Here is an 18,190-nt window from a genome sequence, read left to right on the forward strand (position 1 = left end):
CGTTGATTGAGGCTTCAGATTGGGCCGGAACCACAATGTGAGGCCGTGCACAATGACGGATGCTGCTCTGCGCGCCACGCCGATAATCGACTGGCTGACTGCTGAAGGACTAAGAGGGGCAAGCCGTCAGGAGATGCTGCAAGGCTTTTGCCAGAGGCTTGCTGACGACGGCGTGCCGCTCCTGCGGTTTCATCTGGCGCAGCGTGCCTATCACCCAAAATACGGTGGTATCGGCTTTAGCTGGACCCGCGCGGACGGCTTGTCGCATGAATTTTATGAACACAGCGATACACCGCGGGATGAGTGGCTCTACAGCACCTTCTATTATATGTTGGAACGCCAAGTGCCTGAGTTTCGCACCAAACTGACCGGGCATGTGCTGGAGCGGTTTCCTGCACTAGCGCAGTTCAAACAGCGCGGGGCCACGGATTACTTTGCGCTGGCAATGCGCTTTGGTGATTTTGCCGATGCCCCTTTTGATCCTAAGCGGCCGGGAGAGGGCATCCTGTCATCCTGGTCAACCGATCATCCCGACGGTTTCTCAGATGCTGATCTCACGTTGATCCGTTTTATCTACCCGCATCTGGCGCTGGCGCTGCGGGCGGCCTCTGCCCAGCAGATGGCCAAGGATCTGCTTCAGGTCTATCTCGGTCGCGATGCTGGTCAGCGGGTTCTGTCAGGAGAAATACAGCGGGGCTCGTCACGCCAGATTGATGCGGTGATCTGCTATTTCGATCTGAAAGGCTTTACCCAACTGGCTGAGCAAATTCCGGGCGCCGAATTGATCGACATGATTAACGACTACTTTGGTCTGGCGGTCGAGACCATTCAGACCCATGCAGGGAATATCCTCAAATTCATGGGTGATGGCATATTGGCGATGTTTGACCTTGGCAGTATCGGCGAAGATGCAACAGCAGCGCTCGCGGCGGCCAGTGGCTTGCAGAGCAAGATACGCAATCGCAATGTCGAGCGTGCGCAGCAGGGTAACCCGGTTGCTGATTTCACGCTGGCCCTGCATGCCGGCGAAATCCTCTATGGTAATATAGGATCTGAGAACCGGTTGGATTTCACGGTGATCGGACCAACCGTCAACCTGACGGCACGGCTGTCAGGTATGCACGCCTCTGTTGGTCGCAGCATCATTGTCTCGGAACAGGTTCAACGGGCAGCCCAGCCGACCAGTCACGATCTGGTGTCGCTGGGTCGCTATATGCTGCGCGGTGTTGCCGAGCCGGTTGAGCTCTTCACGATTTACGAAGGCAGCGGAGCGGGCCTTTCTGATCGGGTGTCAGAACAACGTTCAGCCTGAACAAAGGTAAAAATTGCCATAATTTACGCATTTTTTCCGCGTAGAGCAGAGCTGGGACAGATTATGGCCAACGAGATTCGTGCAAGAAATCTTGAACTGCCATGCCTGACTTTATTGAGAGAGCAGCGAGGAAAGTGTGATGAAACTGGCAGTGCGCATACATGACCTGATAACCGTTGCGGCCGTTTTGTGTGCAACTGCCCCCATGGCATTTGCGGCTGGTGAATGGCCTGACGCGGGCGGACCGGGCAATGGGAACGGCAATGGCAATGGTTGGGGCAATGGTTGGGGCAACGGCGGGGGCAATGGGAACGGCAACGGCAATGGCCAGACCGTGCCTGAGATCGACGTCAGCGCAGGTATGCTCGCCGTGGCTGCGGTCGCCGCTGCTTTGCTTCTGAGCTGGGAGTTGCGCCGGCGCCGGTCTGTCTAGAACCAATGGCTGCCAGGGCGTCGCTTGAGTCAACCATTCTGGACCTAGATAAGTGTCCAGTTCCCGGTCGCAAAGGCAACATACGCGATCAGGGCATTTGCCACCATATGGGCCAATATGGCGGCCGGTAACCCGCCGCCACGCAAATATAGGGCGCCAAAGATTGCACCAGCGGCCATACCAAGCGCGAAGCGGTCATGCATCAGACCGAACATAAGGCTGCTGACGACCAAGGCGATAACCGCCCGTAGAACCTGACCCTGCCCGGCCATGCGGCGCAGCAGATACCCGCGAAAGAACAGCTCTTCGATGATGGGCACCAGAATTATGGTCCCGAGCAGGCGTGTCGCAATCCATAGGGTATCCCGGTGCTCTGTAATGTTGCCACGGCTGATGTCGGGTGTGGCCATCACGATCCAGACGGCTGCAATTGCGGCCCCGGCGGTGATATCCATAGGGCGTGGCCTGTAGGCCAGCGCCCTAAGGGCAGGCCAGAACAACAGCAATGTGGCTGCCATCATTGCGGTACGCAGCGGATATCCGTCGGCAGGTTCTGCCCAGATTGCAGAAACCAATACGCCGCTCAGCATCATCACGACAAAAGGCACTATGCTCGCGATCAGCATATCGGCGCGCAGCGGTGGCAGGTCGGCGGTTGCGGCGGCCACCCTAGCGGGGTTGCTCTGCAACCAGCGAGAGCGATGGGCAATCGCCAGGATCAGCAGCGCAAGACAGGTGAACATCAGCCAGCCTGCATAGCTGTGAAATCCGTTGACCGCATGTTCCGGTGCAATCCAGGCGCCGATCAGGATCAGTATAGCGATACGCGCGACATTGAAGCCCCAGCTGAGCAGCAGAGCGGCGGGAAACAGGAACAGCCAATATCGTGTCTGCCTGAGATCGCGGCCCATCAACAGCGCATAAAGCCCCATAAAGGTCGTGACGAGGGCAAACCCTTCGACGCCTGAGCAGGGTTCGCCGATCTCCACCAGAAAACCGTCGACACGGATCAGATGCAATGCCGGATCGGACCAGACTGTGGCACCTGAGCTTTCCAGAACCCATGTCACGAGGAGGAACGTCACCGACGTCAGCGCTTCTATGTTCCAGATCGGCTCCATCAGGCGAGTGATATCGGGCATGACCAGTGCCACAAGGAGCGCCAGGATCAGAGGCAGGCCGCAGCCGTGCAGCCAGACAACCCAATCTCGAAGTGGCATCAGGGCCAGCAGACCGCCTAGCCCGGCGATGCCGCCGCCTAGGCAGACCAGAATAAGGGTCGGCGAAATCCATGCGTTGATGCCGCTGGGTCCAAACAGGGCCAGCGGGACCAGCGCGATCAGAAGACCGACGAGGTTCAGGATAACTGCCGATGGGCGTTGCGAGGCGCGCCCGACAAATGCGGCCAGCGCAGTATAGGCGCTGCGCACCAGCACAAGATAAAGGCTGAGCACAGTCAACAACGCCAGCAAACGCCCGGCGAGCGACCGTACGGTGGTACAGGCCAGATCCGCGCCGGTGAATTTGCAATGCACATTGGCCAGCAGCTGGTAGGCGACCATGACAAGCAACAGCTCGGCAATCGCCAACCCGAGGATCAGGAATAACCGTCGGCTGCCCTTGCCCAACACCGGGTCGATAGGGCGCGACGCCTGTGGCTGATCAGATATCGACATCCACGCCTGGCAGATTCAGCGATTTCATCATGTCGCGCAGTTCCTGCCGTGCCGCGATGTTGGAGATATTCAGCTGTTTGACGCCAATATCCTTGAGGTCCAGCAGGGTCAGCCCGCGCGGAAACAACTCCCGGAACACCACCCGTTCCGAAAATCCGGGGGCAACGCGAAATCCGATCCGTTTCGACAGCATGGAAATCGCGCGTTCCATTTTTTCCTTGTTCACCATGCGCTGAGTGCCAACTCGATTTCGGATCACAATCCAGTCAATTGGTTTCAGGCCAGCCTGCGCGCGCAACTGTCGCGCGTTCCAGACCATCTCGGAATAAACGGACGGCCCGGTGATCTTTTCACCCTTTTGGTCAGTATGCGCCAGGAGGTCGAAATCGACAAAACTGTCGTTCAGTGGCGTGATCAGCGTGTCGGCCAGGGAATGGGCGACCTGACTGAGCCGGGTGTGCGAACCCGGGCAGTCGATCAGGATAAAGTCGTTGTTGGGTTCCAGCTCGGAGACCGCCGCAGACAGCCGATGGTCATAGATGTTCTCGCCGGGTTGCAGGCTTTCGGGATCGATTTCGGGCAGCTCATGCAGTTCCACCAGTGGCAGGTCCAGCGCGGCCTTTTCCATGAACGCCTTGCGGTTTTCCAGATAGCGCCCCAGTGAACGTTGACGCAAGTCGAGGTCCAGGGCTGCAATCTTGTATCCCAATCGGGCCAGGGTGGTTGCCACATGCATGGAAACGGTGGATTTGCCCGCGCCCCCTTTTTCGTTGCCGACGACAATAATATGCGCCACGTTCGCTTCCCCCAATCACTGCGCAAAATACCGCGCATTTTGGGATGAGTATACTGCCCGCGCGAATCGATGGAAAGCGGGATATCCGCACGTTAGGCCCTGTTTTAGGGTCTAGGGTTCATCCCGCGTTAACCGGAGAGGGCGCTGCGCGGGCAGGCGTGGCACCAATAAAAAAACGCCGCCCAAAATGAGCGGCGTTTTCCGAAAGAACAAGACCGGATCGGCTTAGAAGCCCAGGCCTTCGTATTTTTTCTTGAACTTGGATACGCGACCACCGGCGTCCATCAGGCGGGTCGAACCACCGGTCCATGCGGGGTGCACGGTGGGGTCGATGTCCAGCGAGAGAGTGTCACCCTCTTTGCCCCAGGTGGAGCGCATCTTGAGGATGGTGCCATCAGTCATTTTGACGTCGATGAAGTGGTATTCGGGATGGGTGTCGGCTTTCATGATACCACTCCTTACGCTTTGGCTTTGTAGTTTGTATCTTCTGCAATCCGTGCGGATTTACCGCGACGGGCGCGCAGATAGTACAGTTTCGCACGGCGAACACGGCCGCGGCGCACAACAGTGATGCTGTCGATGTTGGTCGAGTGCAGCGGGAAAACACGCTCCACACCTTCGCCAAACGAAATCTTGCGAACGGTGAACGAACCGGCGATGCCGGAGCCATTCTTGCGGCTGATGCAGACACCTTCGTAGTTCTGCACGCGCGAGCGGCTGCCTTCGGTCACTTTGTAGCCGACGCGGATGGTGTCACCGGCTTTGAAATCGGGGATCTCTTTCCCCAGGGCGGCAACTTGTTCCGCCTCCAACTGTGCGATCAGATCCATCGCAGGTCTCCTATGGTTGCTCGTGGTTATGTCCACGAAGTTTTGCGCGGTTGCGAGAGCTCTTGGTCTTCATCGGGTCCCGCCATTTGCAGCCCGCCAGAGATCGTTCCGTTCTTTCCTGAGAGCGAGCTGACATCCCCCCGGATTGCCGAAGAAGGCGGGTCGGGGGTTTCATGATGCAACAGCACACCGGTCCATAGACGCAAAAGCGAATCCAGACAGGGCCTTCTATGCCTGTTTTGCTGGCGGATCAAGAGCCCAGGTTCAGTCTGGGACCGGCCTGTCCACTCGCGGGCGCTCACTCGGCCTTTTTGCGGTTCAGAAAGGCCTGCCAAAGGTCAGGGCGCCGCGCCTGCGTGATCTCTTCGCTCATTTTCTGGCGCCATTCAGCGATCTTGCCGTGATGGCCGGACATCAGAACATCAGGTATGGGGTGACCCTTCCAGTCTGCCGGACGGGTGTATTGCGGGTGCTCGAGCAAGCCTGAGGAGAAGCTCTCTTCCTCGGCAGAGGCTTGGTTGCCCAAGACGCCTGGGATCAGCCGAACGGTGGCATCAATCATGGCTTGGGCGGCAATCTCGCCGCCGGTCATCACAAAATCTCCAAGGGAGACTTCCTGAATGCCATAGTGCTGCAAGACGCGCTCGTCGACACCCTCGAATCTCCCGCAGAGCAAGGTGACCCCGTCGCAGCGTGCGAGGTTCTGCATCAACGCCTGATCCATCCGGCGACCGCGCGGAGACAGATAGATCAGGGGCCAGTTACCGGAGGTGCCTGCCATGGTGTGTTCAATAGCGTTGCCAAGAACGTCGGCCCGCAGGACCATGCCGGCGCCGCCACCTGCCGGAGTGTCATCGACATTGCGATGCTTACCGATGCCGAATTGGCGCAGGTCAATGGTTTCCAGCTGCCATAACCCTTCCTGCAACGCCTTTCCGGTCAGGCTTTCGCCAAGTATGCCGGGGAAGGCATTCGGGAACAGCGTCATGATCTTGGCCTTCCAGACGCCGACCAGATCCGGCGTCGGCGTCATCAGCTCGCGCGGTTTAAATGAGGGGCGAATGGCTTTGCGGCCATGAGATTTGTTTTGTGCACTCATGTGGTGCTGTTTAATCCAGTTAGAACGACACGCAATAAAAAGCTTTGGTGTTTGGATGAATTCGGAAATGGCCCTTATTGTTACCGACCGCGAGTATCAGGCCGCAATCGACGATGTGCAGGCGCGCGCAAAAGCGTTCTGGCCACGTATTGCGTCGGATCTAGGTCTGCCGCCCGATGGGGTCAGTTTTCGCAGACTACAGGTGCATAGTCGGCGCCAACACTGTCGCAGTGTGCTCGAGGTCAAAACGGCCAGTGGGCAAAGCTATGTCTTGAGGGCGGTTTTTGACGAAGCCAGCGCCGCGCGGCAGATCAGGTTTCTTGACCGGCATCAGCAAGCGGCGCTTGGCCTGCAATCGGTCTGCGGTGTGTCATCGCCTGACGTGCTGTGGCGAGATCAAGATAGTGCTGTAGTTTTGATGGACTTTGTCCAAGGGGATACCGCCTACCGCGAGCTGGCTATGACCGAATACGGGTTCGGTGACCGGGCAGAGGTTCTTCGACGGATTGGACATGCGGTCGCTGAATTGCACAGGGTTTCGGATGCCGGAGATATGCAATTCTGGCCAAAACCGTTTCTGAAACAGGTCTCAGCGCGGGCGGAGGCGGTACGTGCCGGGGAGTTCCAGGTCTTGAAGCCCAAGAGGTATCTGGGCCTCTGCGCGCTGCTTCACCGGGAGGCACGGCGCGCCCGTGCACAGACATTTCGTGGTGCATTGGAGCATGGAGATCTTCATCTACGCAATATCTTGATGTGCGATGTTGAGGTGTCATTCATTGACTATTCAAACCACGACGGAACATTCCCGCAGCGCGATATTGCCGATATCTGGTTGTCCAACTGCCCCGACCACCTGGCTGCAGAAGGGCGCGCGCCTGGTTTCGGAGGTGTTGCCAAAGCCGATTGGGCAGCATTTGAGGACGGCTATGGTGCAGAACTGACGACGGATCCGATCTTTAGGTTCTTCTTTACTTGGCGCTTGTTCAAGCTGTGGTCAGCGCTGGGCGACAAACTATCGGAGCCGCGACAGAGAACAAAGGATCTCGGGGTCGCTGTTGAACATGTGCTGGAGCAGCTGTTGGCAGCTGAAGGCTGACGGGCTCAGAACACGCCGTCCGGCGGGTCTGCGATGATGTGTCCGCTGGCAAGATCGACCGTCGGCACCGCAGCCAGCGTAAAGGGCAGCAATACTGTTTTGCTGTCTGCCGGGATGGCGATTTCCAGCAGATCACTGGCGCCGTGGTTCTGCACCGATTTCACGGTCCCCAGCAGGGCCCCGCCGGTGTCGTACACCTCCAGCCCCATCAGATCGGTGTGGTAGTATTCATCATCCGGCAGGCTCGGCAGACGGTTACGCGGCGCAAACAGGCGGACCCCCTTTAGAGCATCGGCCTGCTCCTTGGTCTCGATTCCGCCGATACGGGCGGTAAACCCGTTCTTGATGGCGCGGACCAAGGTGATCGTATAGGTCTGGCTGCCGTCTTCGGTGCTGAGCGGGGAATAGTCTTCGATATCCTCGGCCATCGCACAAAAGCTCTTCAGCCGCACTTCGCCCCGTACTCCGTACGAGCCGGAAATAGCACCAACGCAAATCTGCTCAGTCATTCAGTCCATCCTTTGCAGAACCGCGCAGCAGTCCAAGTGCCGCCCGCGAGTCCGCAGCGTTCTGTTTGGTAATTGCGTTCATATAGAACGCCTGCGGTAAAGGCGATCAGAACAAAAACCGCAAGCCGTATCAATCGCCACATGGGCGGATTACCGAGTTTCGATCGGCAATGCGTTGCGCCGGGTTTCCCAACCCAGTTGTTCCAGTTCGGGCGTCTTGGACATCCGCTCCGGGTGACCAACACAGAAATAGCCGATCAGCTGCCAGTCCACTGGCACATCCAGATCCCTGTTCAACCGTTGTGGGTCAAGGATGGATACCCAGCCCAGCCCCAGCCCTTCGGCGCGCAAGGCCAGCCAGAACAGAGTCACGGCGGTGACCACCGAATAGCGACGCATCTCCGGCATGGTGCCGGCGCCCAACTTGTGACCTTTTGTGGTGGAATCGTCGCAGTAGATCGCCAACTGAACCGGTGCTTCGCGCATGCCGGAAAGCTTCAGCTTGGCGTAGCGTTCGGCCTTGGCTTCGGAGAAACCCGCTAGCGCTTCGGCGTTTGCGCTTTCAAAATTGGCAAGTGCGGCGGCCCGGGCTGCGTCACTTTCGACGCGAATGACCCGCCATGGTTCGCTGAGACCCACGGAGGGAGCCAGCTGAATGGTGTCGAGACAGCGCGTAAGCACTGTCTCGTCCACCGGATCAGAGCGGAACCGGCGCACATCGCGCCGGACACGCATCAACAGATCAAGTTGCATGCGGAAGTCTTCAGAGAATGAATTGTCCCGCATGTTCATCAACTTACTCCGCTTCTGCAGTCGCTTCAGCAGCTTTGGCTGCTTTCTCTTCAGCACGTTCCTGAGCTTTCTTGCCCGGGGTGCCTTTCTTAGGGTTGTTACGTTCAACCTTAGCGCGTACGCCAGCGGATTCCAACATGCGAGCGATACGATCTGTGGGCTGGGCGCCCTGGTCCAGCCAGTGCTGCACACGCTCCATGTCCATTTTCACGCGCTCTTCGCTGTCTTTCGGCAGCAACGGGTTGTAGGTGCCCAGCTTTTCGATGAAGCGACCATCGCGCGGCATGCGGCTGTCGGCAGCCACGATGCGGTAGAAGGGACGCTTTTTCGAGCCGCCGCGGGCCAGACGAATTTTCATTGCCATGGGTTCAGTCTCCTTTAATGGCGTTTGCAGGGAAGCCCCTGTTATTCCTGGTGTTTCTTGTGGTGTCGGATGACTTCCTGAATAATGAAATTCAGGAAAGCCTTGGCGAAATCGGGGTCCAGGTCGGCCTGTTTCGCCAGGTCTTCGAGCCGTGCGATCTGCGCTGTCTCACGCGTCGGATCGGACGGGGGAAGGTCGTGTTCTGCCTTGAGTCGGCCCACCGCCTGGGTGTGCTTGAACCGCTCGCCCAACGTGTAGACGAGGATCGCATCGAGGCGATCAATACTCTCGCGGTGGCCTTTCAGCAACGCCGCTGCGCGGGCGACGGGATCTTGAGGCTCTGTCGTCATTTCTGGCTCCACAAGGCAATGAAGGCATATCGCATCAGGCAGCGTTGGGTGAATAGATCAGTCAAGCGCCCAACCCTCCGGTTTGAACATGGGATCTGCGTAGTGGCTTATCTCCATCTCGATCCCATGGGACAACTGGCTGTTCTTGAGTGCTTCTGGTGCGGGATGCCTGTAGACGGCGTCGTTGCCATCAATGGTTGCGGCGTCCTGGTCCTTCTTGGCACCCAGCCGTTCGGCAAGACGGATCGAATCCAGGTTCTTGGGGTCAATATAGCTGACCGCCCCATCCCAGCCGAGCGTATTGTAATAGTAGTTCCGTGCCGCGTGGGTTGCTTCCAGCGCATAGCCTTTACCTGCGGCATCGGGCCAGATGATCCAGGCGATCTCACGCTCGGGCCAGCCAGCAGGCATCCAGCCACCGGCCATGCCGTAAGTTTCCTCGGTGGTCTTATCGTGGATCATCCACATGCCAAAGCCACGCACCTGCCAGTGGCCGATTTCGGCGGCATAGAGCATCCAGGCCTCATAGGGGTTCAGTGGACCGCCCATGAAACGCGCACGATAGGAACTGAACGTGGCTTTAAAGTCGGGATAATCCACGGCTTCCGGGCCACGCAGAATCAGGCGCTTGGTTTCGATTACGGGGATGGACGATGGCATCAGATGCCCCCCGCGCTGAAGTCGCAGTGGCAATAGATCATTGAAGGCGCCCTGTGATTGCAGGCCGGTCCAGCAGATGTTTGCGGGGCTGATGGCGCCAGGTGCGCATATTGTGTGCAGGTGCGAGGCGGAACGATACTAATTTTTCTGGGCGGGCGCCGATTCGCTGCGCCAGGGCAATGGAGGCTGCGTTGTCCTCGGGAATGAAGGAGGCGATACTGCTCCAGTTTTTCTCGCGGAACAGCCAGTCGAGAACGACCTCTGCGGCCTCGCTTGCGTAGCCTTTACCACGGGCATCCTCGGTCAGGTGCCACGAAAGCTCCGGCTCTGGCCAGCCCTTCGGGAACCAGGGGCCAATCATGCCGACCGGGCGCCCGGTATTGCGCTCGATGAGGGCGAACAATCCGTAACCACGCAGGTGCCAGTGGCCGATGATCGTCGCTATCGACCACCACAGCGCATCAGGATCGTCGACCGCGTCGATGAAGCGCGGCGCACCAATGCGCAGGAAGGCATCATGCGCGTCAAAACCGGCCTCCGCAGGGGAGACCAACAATAGCCTCTTCGTCATGAGGCTAGGGAAACGATTGTCTGTGTCTGGCATACCCACACTCGTTTCGGCCCCTGCCGCGCGCGCACCAGTGACCTGTTTCGGCATCAATGACGGCTCGATCATGCCAGATGCCGGGAAACAAGGGGTTAAGGCGCTGTTGCGCTGTGGCAAGGCGGCCACAGCGGAGCGGATGTGGGTAAAGACGCGTGTGGGAAGATGGGTGGCCATCATGCGTAGGCCTCCGGTCCGCGCAGGACCAAGTGTTCGGTTTCAAGCTGAAGGATAGCCGGGATCTGCATCATGCCAGTCCCCGCAGATCATGCACGATCACCACGTCGCCGACGCATTCGCCCTCTGCGTCGGGGTCGATAACACCGCCGAGACGCTGGCCCAGGGCGATTGATCGGTGGTTGTTCGGGTCGATAATATTGATCAGACTGTCCCAGCCGAAATTCTGTCGCGCCCAGGTCATGACAGCTTGCGCGGCCTCGGCAGCGATTCCCTTGCCTTCAGCTTCGGGGACGACGAACCAGCCCAGTTCCGGGCCGGGATAGCCGTCCGGTTGGTAAATCCCGACCTCGCCCGCATAGGCGCCGGTTTCTCGGATTTCGACACCGAAGGGGCCGTACCCACGAAGTGTCCAAAGTGCCACATCCCCGGCCCAGACTCTCCACGCTTCGCCGCGCGGCAGGATGCCACGCTCGTAGCGGGCGCGTTCGGACGCAAAGAACGCGGCCCAATGCTCAAAATCCTCAAGCTTGGGGGCGCGCAGCGTCAGGCGCTCGGTCTGAAGGGTAGGGATGGAGGCGATCATGCGGCTTATTTCTTCTTGCCGAAACCGGAGAGGCCGCCGGGCAGCCCCATGCCACCCCCGAGACCACCAAGCCCGCCGAGACCGCCGGGCAAACCGCCCTTGCCGCCCATCGCCTTGGCCGCCGCTTCTAGCGCTTTTGGGTCCATCTGGCTCGGATCCATGCCGGCCATTTCGGGCATGCCACCTTTGCCGAACATGCCTTTCATAGCCTGCTTCAGCATCTTGCCTTTGCCCATCTTACCCATTTTCTTCATGACGTCGGCCATCTGGCGATGCATTTTCATGAGCTTGTTGAGGTCAGAGACCTGCATGCCGGATCCTGCTGCAATCCGTTTCTTGCGAGACGCCTGGAGCAGGGCAGGATTGGCGCGTTCTTTCTTGGTCATAGACTGGATCATGGCGATCTGCTGACGCAGAACCTTGTCGTCGAACCCCGAATCCTCAACCTGCTTGGCCATCTTCGCCATGCCAGGCATCATCTGCATCATGCCCTGCATGCCGCCCATCTGGATCATCTGCTCAAGCTGCATCTTCAGGTCATTCATATTGAATTGACCCTTCATCATGCGCTTCATCATGCGCTCAGCCTGTTCGGCCTCGATGGTTTCTTGGGCCTTTTCGACCAGCGCAACGATGTCGCCCATGCCCAGGATCCGGCCCGCGATTCGATCCGGCTCGAAGGTTTCGATGGCGTCCATTTTCTCGCCGAGACCAACAAAGCGGATCGGCTTGCCGGTGACAGCGCGCATCGAAAGCGCCGCACCGCCACGGCCGTCGCCATCCATCCGGGTCAGGACCACACCGGAGATGCCAATTTTGGCATCGAATTCTTCGGCCACTTCAACGGCGACCTGACCTGTCAGCCCGTCAACAACAAGCAGGGTTTCGCGGGGGGAAACGACATCACGGACGTCTTCGACCTCCCGCATCAACACTTCGTCGATCTGCAACCGGCCCGCCGTGTCGAGCATATAGACGTCGTAACCACCAAGCGCCGCCTGCTGTTTGGCGCGTTTGGCGATATCGACGGGTTTCTGGCCTGGAACGATGGGCAGCGTGTCGACACCGATCTGTGTGCCCAGCACAGCCAGCTGGTCCATCGCGGCAGGGCGATAGACGTCAAGCGACGCCATCAGGACGCGCTTGCCTTCTTTATCTTTTAGACGCTTGGCAAGCTTGCCGGTGGTCGTGGTCTTACCTGACCCCTGCAAACCGACCATCAGGATCGGCGCGGGAGGATTATCGACCTTCAGCTGTCCGGGATCTTCGTCGCCGCGCAGCACGTCAACCAGTGCGTCATGGACGATCTTTACAACCTGCTGGCCGGGGGTGACCGATTTGGTCACGGCTTGGCCCGTTGCCTGCTCCTGTACGCGCTTCACAAAATCGCGGGCGACCGGCAGGGAAACATCTGCCTCGAGCAGCGCGACACGGACTTCGCGCAGGGCGGTCTTTACATCTTCTTCAGAGAGCGCGCCCTGTTTGGTCAACCGGTCGAAGACACCGGATAGGCGTTCGGATAGATTTTCAAACATGCCTGCGGCCTCCTATGCCGGTTTCGAAGTGGACGCCCCACATGTAGGGAGCAAATGATCCATGCACAATCGCCCCCACGGGCGTAACACGCTGGTGGGGGGCGATCCCTGACACGGGCAGGGACCGGAAGACTCATCATGGCTCCCGGATTTGCAGCATGCGTTACGCCTTTGTCCGGAGTGAGTCAACCCGGCGCGCCCAGACAGAGCGAGGGGGAGGCTGCCATGCGCTGGGTGCAACGGTTGACGCGAGCCACCTCCCTGAGGGAATATCGCAGGGAGACGGCACCTCGGCGACCACCTTCACGGGCGCTTATTCGGGTGTTCCCCCATATGACGAAACTACGGTGTCGAATAAGCGGCACCACGCGAGAGGCAGTTATTCTCAAGGCATCTGTTGCGGCAATCTAATGCCGCATTCCTTCATCGGGCGGCTTTGCAGCCATCAGAAGGATCATGACAGATGCGTGTATTTTCGATCATCGGCCCCTCCCAATCCGGTAAAACGGAGTTGGCAACGGCACTGGCGACACTTCAGGAGCCTGGGCAAAAACCACAGCACGCCACGGGCGTTGCAGATCTGCGAGCCTTCCAGTTCATGGAGGAAAACTGGGGGGTGATTGATATCGCCGGCGGGGTTGAAAACCTGGCCATCGCCGGGCCCGCTTTGGCCGCCAGTGATGCAACGGTGGTCTGCGTGCCTGCTGATCCCGCCGCCGGGGTCTTGGCCGCGCCCTATCTGCGTATGGTCGAAGAGGCGGGTGTTCCCGCCTTTCTTTTTATCAACCGTATGGATCTGGCTGCAGGGCGGGTGGCGGATATTGTTGCTGCGCTACAAACCTATTGTCGGCACAATATCGTACTGCGTCAGATCCCTATGCGGGCGGGTGGTGAGGTGATCGGGGCAGTAGACCTGATCTCCGAGCGGGCGTGGAAGTATCAGGAGGGGCAGCCCTCGGCCCTTGTGGCCTTCCCTGACAGTATCCATGCACGCGAGCGTCAGGCGCGCGGAGAGATGCTGGAGGCGCTGGCGGACTATGACGACGATCTGCTGGAGCAATTGATCGAGGATCGCAAGCCGCTGACCGAAGCGGTCTATGATGTCGCCACGCGGGTATTGCAGCACAATGACCTGATCCCTGCGTTGCTGGGGTCGGCGCTGCATCGCAACGGGATTGTCAGGCTTATGAAGTCCCTTCGGCATGAGGCCCCGGCAGTTGATGTTGCTGCGCAGCGGTTGGCGGGGGACGGAACGCCCCTTGCAGTGGGCTGCATCGGTGACCTCGTCAAACATCTTGGCAAGACAGTTGTGGTCCGCGCGCTCAGCGAACCTGTCGGGATCGGCGCACAGGTCGGTGGCGGCAACCTGGGGGCGATGACCCAACTGAACGGTGATGGCGGGCTTGCAAAGAACGGGGCAGGCGTCCAGACGCCTTCACGATCTGCGGGGAATGGCAGCAATGGTGCCTCATCTGATGCCGGTGAGTTGGCGCCAGGCGATATCGCGCAGGTGGTCAAGTCTGATCATCTCAGTCTTGGATATACCTATCTTAAAGACCACGCTGCGGAACTGCCGGACTGGGCGCAGCCACGCCCGGCAAGTTATCAACGGATCATCACCCCTTTACATGATCGCGATGATGTCCGCCTTACCTCTGCTCTGGAAAGAATTGCTGAGGTAGATCCGGGGCTGCGAGTTGATCAGGACGAAATGAGCGGTCATGCGCTGCTCCACCTCCAGGGGCCGTTACACCTGCGCCGGATTCTGTCGCTGCTAAAAGGGTCGTTTGGCATTGAGGTCAGTGACGAACCGGTGCCACCCGCCCTTCGGGAGACGATCACCCGTCCTGCCACAATCCATCATCGCCACCGCAAGCAGTCCGGGGGTGCGGGCCAGTTTGCGGATGTCGTGCTGAGCATCGCCCCCGCAGCGCGCGGATCAGGGTTTCAGTTTACAGATGAGGTCAAGGGTGGTGCCGTACCCAAAGGGTATATTCCTTCAGTCGAAGCCGGCGCGCGAGAGGCTCTGCAAGCGGGTGTCAACGGTCACCCTGTGGTCGACGTGAAGGTAACCCTGCTGGATGGCAAACACCACTCCGTCGACAGTTCCGATTTTGCTTTCCGCACCGCTGGCAAATCTGCGGTGCGTGAGGCATTGGCGCAGGCCGGGTCTGTGGTGCTGCAACCGATTATGCGCGTGGAAATTCACGTACCCTCCGTCTTTACCGGCGGGCTGGTCCCCGTGGTGAGCGGAATGCAGGGGCAGATCCTGGGCTTTGCCGCCCATCCAGATGCCGCCGGGTGGGATGTGTTTGAAACCCTACTGCCTGTCGCCGCGCAGGAGCAGCTGTGCAACAGCCTGGCCAGTGCGACCCGCGGTACGGCGTGGTTCTCAAGCGGTTTCGATCATTATGAGGAGGCACGGCGGGTGTAGCCGGTCTATGGCAGACTGACCAACCAACAGTGAAACGCCGACGAACTATGATGTTACCCCTTGCGTCCTCGTGGGTTTCTTATTGATCTGCTGACATCACGTGATCTGCAGAACGATAACAGCATGAGGCCGCAATGGATGCATCAACCGAGCTACAGGACAGCCTACCGGTTTCCTGCGATAAACTGCTGGCGCAGCTGGATGTCTGGGGCATCGGCTACCGGTTGCACCGCCATCCACCGCTGCGCACGGTTGAGGAGGCAAAAGCGGTCGAAGCGGAGTTCGTAGAGCCGGGGAAGACCGCATTGCGGTTGAAGAACCTCTATTTGCGGGACAAGAAGAAACGCAACCACCTGATCAGCTTGGAACAGGACCGCGACGTCGATCTGAAGCGTCTCGCCGCTGAGCTGGGGCTGGGGACGCTGTCGTTCGGCTCGGCAGAGCGGCTGTTTCAGACCCTCGGTGTGCGCCCAGGAGCGGTGACGCCGCTTGCGATGATCAATGGTGTCGAAAGAGATGTGCATTTCTACATGGACAAGGCTGCCCAGCAGGTCGACCTGATCTACATGCACCCGCTGGTTAATGATCGGACGGTCGCGCTGAGCCGTCCGGCCTTTCTCGATGTGATGCAGCGTTTGGGTGTGGCGATCACCTGGGTCTGAACTGCTCAAACTCTGGCTGACCTTTGCGCAATTGCGAACCTTTCTCTGGCCGTCCTTGGTGGAATGTGCATGTTTGCAGTAAGTGGGGCGCAAGTTGAGAGATAGCCATGGAGAACTGGGACGAGGTACGCACTGCCTATCAGGTCGCGCGCATGGGGACGGTCAGCGGCGCCGCCGAAGTTTTGGGGGTTCACCATGCCACGGTCATCCGCCACGTCGATGCTATTGAGGCGCGGTTGGGCGTGAAGCTGTTCCAACGCCATGCCCGTGGCTACACACCGACAGAGGCCGGGCAGGATCTGCTGCGCGTGGCGCAGGCCACAGATGATCAGTTTGGCCAGCTTGTCGGTCGGCTCAAGGGGCACGGCGATGCTGTCTCGGGCGAACTGGTCGTGACATCGCTGTCGTCGATGTCGGCGCTTCTGGTTCCTGCACTGACCGAGTTTCAGCGTCAGCATCCGGAGCTGGTGATCCGGTTCCTGACCGGCAGCCGCCTGTTTCGCCTGGAATACGGTGAGGCGCATGTGGCGATTCGTGCCGGATCTCCGCCTGAGCAGCCTGACAACGTGGTTCAGCCGTTTATGCGTCAGCAACATGGGCTTTACGCCAGCAGGTCCTATCTGGAGCGGCTCGGCCCCTTGAACGGGCTTGAGGATATGCCCAATCATCGCTTCATTTGTAACGATGATATCGACAGCCGCGCGCCTTACTCCCGCTGGCTGCGAGCGCATGCCCCCGAGAGCGCGCTGTCGTTCCGCTGCGTCAATGGGGCGTCGATACAGGACGCGCTCTTGGCCGGGGCGGGGATCGGCTTTCTGACCAAATGGGAAGCTGCGCGGCATCCCGAGCTGACACAGATCATGGAGCCGCTGCCCGAGTGGAGTGGCGATTTGTGGCTGGTCACCCATGTGGATCTGCACCGCACCACCAAGGTTCAGAGCTTCCTCAGCTTTCTGAAAGCAGAAGCCAAGGCCTGGGCTGAATGACACCGGCTCATCGTGGCCATCTGGCTATGCTGCTCTTCTCGGCGTTGGTGGCCGGATCGTTTTCGCTTGGCTCCATGGTCGCCAACGACATCGCTCCGATGGCCCTGAACGCGGCGCGGTTCATAATTGCTGCGGTTGTGATTGGCATTGCCGCCCAGGTGACTCATGGCTTGCGGCGACGGAATTTTCAGGCGCCCTGGCGCTTCATCCTTCTGGGCGGCTTCTTTGCGGTCTATTTTGTTCTGATGTTCTATGGCCTGCAAACGGCAGCGCCGGTCAGTGCGGCCGCCGTCTTTACGCTGACACCGGTTCTGAGCGGCATTTTCGGCTGGCTGCTGTTGCGCCAGGTTACGAGCTGGCGGATGGCGTTGGCTTTGGCGATCGGCGCGGCGGGCGCGATCTGGGTCATATTTCGTGGTGATCTGGCGGCGATCTGGGCGTTTGAGGTCGGTCGCGGAGAGGTGATCTATTTCTGGGGCTGCGTGGCTCATGCCGTCTATACGCCGATGGTGCGGCTGCTGAATCGCGGGGAACCTGCGGTGGTGTTTACCTTTGGTATGCTGGTTGCCGGGGCCATCATCCTGGTGGTGGTGGGTTGGGCTGATATCCGCGCGACGGATTGGGTCGGGCTGTCACCGCTTGTCTGGCTGGTTCTGCTTTATGTGGCGCTGATTGCCAGTGCCGCGACCTTTGTCTTGCTGCAATACGCGACGCTTCATCTGCCGTCCGCCAAGGTGATGGCCTATACCTATCTGACGCCGAGCTGGGTCATCCTGTGGGAAATCGCATTGGGTCGACCGGCTCCGGGCGGTATCGTGGCGCTGGGCGTGCTCTGCACGATCTGGGCGCTTTGGCTTCTGCTGCGGGAAGGTCGCCCACCGATGGCAGCGGCAGAGGCTGGCGGATCGGCGTCAATCCGATGACAGATCGTTCGCCGGGGTTCCGAGTTCGGTTTCCAGGAACCGCTCGAACGCATCCAGATTGACGGGCTCGTACTGACCAAACCCCTGCATCCAGACACTGGCGGACCGCATGGCATCCGGTTGTAGCTTGCACCATTTGACCCGGCCCCGTTTTTCCTGCGCGATCAAACCGGCGCGGCTCAGGATCGTCAGGTGTTTGGAGATTGCCGCCAGCGACATGTCAAAGGGATCCGCAACGTCTGTAACAGCCATATCATCCTCCAGCAGCATGGTCAGAATGCTGCGTCGTGTTGGATCCGCAAGCGCGGCAAAGACAATATCAAGGGGGTCGCTCATTCTGACACACCTAAACCGCAGAATGCGGGT

At 59.3% G+C, this 18,190-nt stretch carries 21 protein-coding genes; 7 read left to right on the forward strand and 14 right to left on the reverse strand.

The genetic code is table 11. The features are described 5' to 3' along the window. The first annotated feature begins 52 nt into the window (after nt 1-52). Together VWY75_RS10135 and VWY75_RS10140 are read left to right on the forward strand one after the other, a co-directional pair. Entirely contained in the window at nt 53-1,312 is a 1,260-nt protein-coding gene (locus tag VWY75_RS10135) for an adenylate/guanylate cyclase domain-containing protein (RefSeq protein ID WP_416538315.1), read from the forward strand. Nucleotides 1,313-1,451: 139 nt separating this feature from the next. After that, nucleotides 1,452-1,745 (forward strand): VPEID-CTERM sorting domain-containing protein, encoded by a 294-nt coding sequence (locus VWY75_RS10140; protein WP_340546493.1) that lies wholly within the window; start codon nt 1,452-1,454, stop codon nt 1,743-1,745. A gap of 44 nt (nt 1,746-1,789) precedes the next feature. On the opposite strand, the gene xrtE is transcribed toward VWY75_RS10140, so the two are convergent. The 5 genes from xrtE to trmD form a co-directional block, all read right to left on the reverse strand. Further along, nucleotides 1,790-3,421 (reverse strand): exosortase E/protease, VPEID-CTERM system, encoded by a 1,632-nt coding sequence (gene xrtE / locus VWY75_RS10145; RefSeq protein WP_416538317.1) that lies wholly within the window; start codon nt 3,419-3,421, stop codon nt 1,790-1,792. Further along, nucleotides 3,408-4,217, reverse strand: a complete 810-nt coding sequence (locus VWY75_RS10150) for a division plane positioning ATPase MipZ (RefSeq protein ID WP_340546495.1) — start codon at nt 4,215-4,217, stop codon at nt 3,408-3,410. Before VWY75_RS10150 ends, xrtE begins: the two co-directional genes overlap by 14 nt. Nucleotides 4,218-4,442: 225 nt before the next feature. Then, entirely contained in the window at nt 4,443-4,664 is a 222-nt protein-coding gene (rpmE, locus tag VWY75_RS10155) for a 50S ribosomal protein L31 (RefSeq protein WP_340546496.1), read from the reverse strand. An 11-nt stretch (nt 4,665-4,675) separates the two neighbouring features. Beyond that, nucleotides 4,676-5,047, reverse strand: coding sequence for a 50S ribosomal protein L19 (rplS, locus tag VWY75_RS10160; protein ID WP_014876109.1), 372 nt, complete (start codon nt 5,045-5,047; stop codon nt 4,676-4,678). Nucleotides 5,048-5,345: 298 nt separating this feature from the next. Further along, nucleotides 5,346-6,146: a tRNA (guanosine(37)-N1)-methyltransferase TrmD gene (trmD, locus tag VWY75_RS10165; RefSeq protein ID WP_416538318.1), complete on the reverse strand. Its 801-nt coding sequence runs from the start codon at nt 6,144-6,146 to the stop codon at nt 5,346-5,348. Between trmD and VWY75_RS10170 the strand changes: the two genes are divergently transcribed. Further along, entirely contained in the window at nt 6,130-7,242 is a 1,113-nt protein-coding gene (locus VWY75_RS10170) for a phosphotransferase family protein (protein ID WP_416538319.1), read from the forward strand. The two genes, trmD and VWY75_RS10170, sit on opposite strands and share 17 nt — an antisense overlap. A gap of 5 nt (nt 7,243-7,247) precedes the next feature. Here VWY75_RS10170 and rimM read toward each other — a convergent pair whose 3' ends face one another. The 8 genes from rimM to ffh all read right to left on the reverse strand — a co-directional run bounded on the left by rimM (nt 7,248) and on the right by ffh (nt 12,819). After that, entirely contained in the window at nt 7,248-7,751 is a 504-nt protein-coding gene (gene rimM, locus VWY75_RS10175; protein WP_416538320.1) for a ribosome maturation factor RimM, read from the reverse strand. A 150-nt stretch (nt 7,752-7,901) separates the two neighbouring features. After that, entirely contained in the window at nt 7,902-8,543 is a 642-nt protein-coding gene (gene bluB, locus VWY75_RS10180; RefSeq protein WP_416538321.1) for a 5,6-dimethylbenzimidazole synthase, read from the reverse strand. 4 nt (nt 8,544-8,547) lie between these two features. After that, nucleotides 8,548-8,907, reverse strand: a complete 360-nt coding sequence (gene rpsP / locus VWY75_RS10185) for a 30S ribosomal protein S16 (protein ID WP_340546501.1) — start codon at nt 8,905-8,907, stop codon at nt 8,548-8,550. Nucleotides 8,908-8,948: 41 nt separating this feature from the next. Further along, nucleotides 8,949-9,257 carry a chorismate mutase gene (locus VWY75_RS10190; protein ID WP_416534663.1) on the reverse strand — a complete coding sequence of 103 codons (309 nt, stop codon included), beginning with the start codon at nt 9,255-9,257 and terminating at the stop codon, nt 8,949-8,951. 57 nt (nt 9,258-9,314) lie between these two features. After that, nucleotides 9,315-9,917 carry a GNAT family N-acetyltransferase gene (locus VWY75_RS10195; RefSeq protein ID WP_340546503.1) on the reverse strand — a complete coding sequence of 201 codons (603 nt, stop codon included), beginning with the start codon at nt 9,915-9,917 and terminating at the stop codon, nt 9,315-9,317. A gap of 37 nt (nt 9,918-9,954) precedes the next feature. After that, on the reverse strand, nt 9,955-10,701 hold the full coding sequence (locus VWY75_RS10200) for a GNAT family N-acetyltransferase (protein ID WP_340546504.1): 747 nt from the start codon (nt 10,699-10,701) through the stop codon (nt 9,955-9,957). A 67-nt stretch (nt 10,702-10,768) separates the two neighbouring features. Continuing rightward, nucleotides 10,769-11,284, reverse strand: coding sequence for a GNAT family N-acetyltransferase (locus VWY75_RS10205; RefSeq protein WP_416538322.1), 516 nt, complete (start codon nt 11,282-11,284; stop codon nt 10,769-10,771). Nucleotides 11,285-11,289: 5 nt separating this feature from the next. Continuing rightward, entirely contained in the window at nt 11,290-12,819 is a 1,530-nt protein-coding gene (gene ffh / locus VWY75_RS10210) for a signal recognition particle protein (RefSeq protein WP_416538323.1), read from the reverse strand. Nucleotides 12,820-13,282: 463 nt separating this feature from the next. On the opposite strand from ffh, the gene VWY75_RS10215 reads away from it, so the two are divergent. The 4 genes from VWY75_RS10215 (at nt 13,283) to VWY75_RS10230 (ending at nt 17,824) form a co-directional block, all read left to right on the forward strand. Then, complete coding sequence (locus tag VWY75_RS10215) at nt 13,283-15,253, forward strand: elongation factor G (protein ID WP_416538324.1); 1,971 nt, start codon at nt 13,283-13,285, stop codon at nt 15,251-15,253. Nucleotides 15,254-15,387: 134 nt separating this feature from the next. Further along, nucleotides 15,388-15,915, forward strand: coding sequence for a prolyl-tRNA synthetase associated domain-containing protein (locus VWY75_RS10220; protein ID WP_340546508.1), 528 nt, complete (start codon nt 15,388-15,390; stop codon nt 15,913-15,915). A 107-nt stretch (nt 15,916-16,022) separates the two neighbouring features. After that, nucleotides 16,023-16,901, forward strand: coding sequence for a LysR family transcriptional regulator (locus VWY75_RS10225; protein ID WP_416538325.1), 879 nt, complete (start codon nt 16,023-16,025; stop codon nt 16,899-16,901). After that, nucleotides 16,898-17,824 carry a DMT family transporter gene (locus VWY75_RS10230; protein ID WP_340546510.1) on the forward strand — a complete coding sequence of 309 codons (927 nt, stop codon included), beginning with the start codon at nt 16,898-16,900 and terminating at the stop codon, nt 17,822-17,824. Before VWY75_RS10225 ends, VWY75_RS10230 begins: the two co-directional genes overlap by 4 nt. Here VWY75_RS10230 and VWY75_RS10235 read toward each other — a convergent pair. Continuing rightward, complete coding sequence (locus VWY75_RS10235) at nt 17,813-18,160, reverse strand: ArsR/SmtB family transcription factor (RefSeq protein WP_340546511.1); 348 nt, start codon at nt 18,158-18,160, stop codon at nt 17,813-17,815. The two genes, VWY75_RS10230 and VWY75_RS10235, sit on opposite strands and share 12 nt — an antisense overlap. Nucleotides 18,161-18,190: the final 30 nt, after the last annotated feature.

It is taken from the genome of Phaeobacter sp. JH20_08, assembly GCF_048056635.1.
Classification (GTDB): Bacteria; Pseudomonadota; Alphaproteobacteria; order Rhodobacterales; family Rhodobacteraceae; genus Phaeobacter; species Phaeobacter bryozoorum.

Coding starts and splice junctions, on each gene's coding strand:
- VWY75_RS10135 (WP_416538315.1), top strand. CDS start 53: ATGACGGATGCTGCTCTGCGCGCCACGCCGATAATCGACTGGCTGACT.
- VWY75_RS10140 (WP_340546493.1), top strand. CDS start 1,452: ATGAAACTGGCAGTGCGCATACATGACCTGATAACCGTTGCGGCCGTT.
- xrtE (WP_416538317.1), bottom strand. CDS start 3,421: ATGTCGATATCTGATCAGCCACAGGCGTCGCGCCCTATCGACCCGGTG.
- rpmE (WP_340546496.1), bottom strand. CDS start 4,664: ATGAAAGCCGACACCCATCCCGAATACCACTTCATCGACGTCAAAATG.
- rplS (WP_014876109.1), bottom strand. CDS start 5,047: ATGGATCTGATCGCACAGTTGGAGGCGGAACAAGTTGCCGCCCTGGGG.
- trmD (WP_416538318.1), bottom strand. CDS start 6,146: ATGAGTGCACAAAACAAATCTCATGGCCGCAAAGCCATTCGCCCCTCA.
- rimM (WP_416538320.1), bottom strand. CDS start 7,751: ATGACTGAGCAGATTTGCGTTGGTGCTATTTCCGGCTCGTACGGAGTA.
- bluB (WP_416538321.1), bottom strand. CDS start 8,543: ATGAACATGCGGGACAATTCATTCTCTGAAGACTTCCGCATGCAACTT.
- rpsP (WP_340546501.1), bottom strand. CDS start 8,907: ATGGCAATGAAAATTCGTCTGGCCCGCGGCGGCTCGAAAAAGCGTCCC.
- VWY75_RS10190 (WP_416534663.1), bottom strand. CDS start 9,257: ATGACGACAGAGCCTCAAGATCCCGTCGCCCGCGCAGCGGCGTTGCTG.
- VWY75_RS10195 (WP_340546503.1), bottom strand. CDS start 9,917: ATGCCATCGTCCATCCCCGTAATCGAAACCAAGCGCCTGATTCTGCGT.
- VWY75_RS10200 (WP_340546504.1), bottom strand. CDS start 10,701: ATGATGGCCACCCATCTTCCCACACGCGTCTTTACCCACATCCGCTCC.
- VWY75_RS10205 (WP_416538322.1), bottom strand. CDS start 11,284: ATGATCGCCTCCATCCCTACCCTTCAGACCGAGCGCCTGACGCTGCGC.
- ffh (WP_416538323.1), bottom strand. CDS start 12,819: ATGTTTGAAAATCTATCCGAACGCCTATCCGGTGTCTTCGACCGGTTG.
- VWY75_RS10215 (WP_416538324.1), top strand. CDS start 13,283: ATGCGTGTATTTTCGATCATCGGCCCCTCCCAATCCGGTAAAACGGAG.
- VWY75_RS10220 (WP_340546508.1), top strand. CDS start 15,388: ATGGATGCATCAACCGAGCTACAGGACAGCCTACCGGTTTCCTGCGAT.
- VWY75_RS10225 (WP_416538325.1), top strand. CDS start 16,023: ATGGAGAACTGGGACGAGGTACGCACTGCCTATCAGGTCGCGCGCATG.
- VWY75_RS10230 (WP_340546510.1), top strand. CDS start 16,898: ATGACACCGGCTCATCGTGGCCATCTGGCTATGCTGCTCTTCTCGGCG.
- VWY75_RS10235 (WP_340546511.1), bottom strand. CDS start 18,160: ATGAGCGACCCCCTTGATATTGTCTTTGCCGCGCTTGCGGATCCAACA.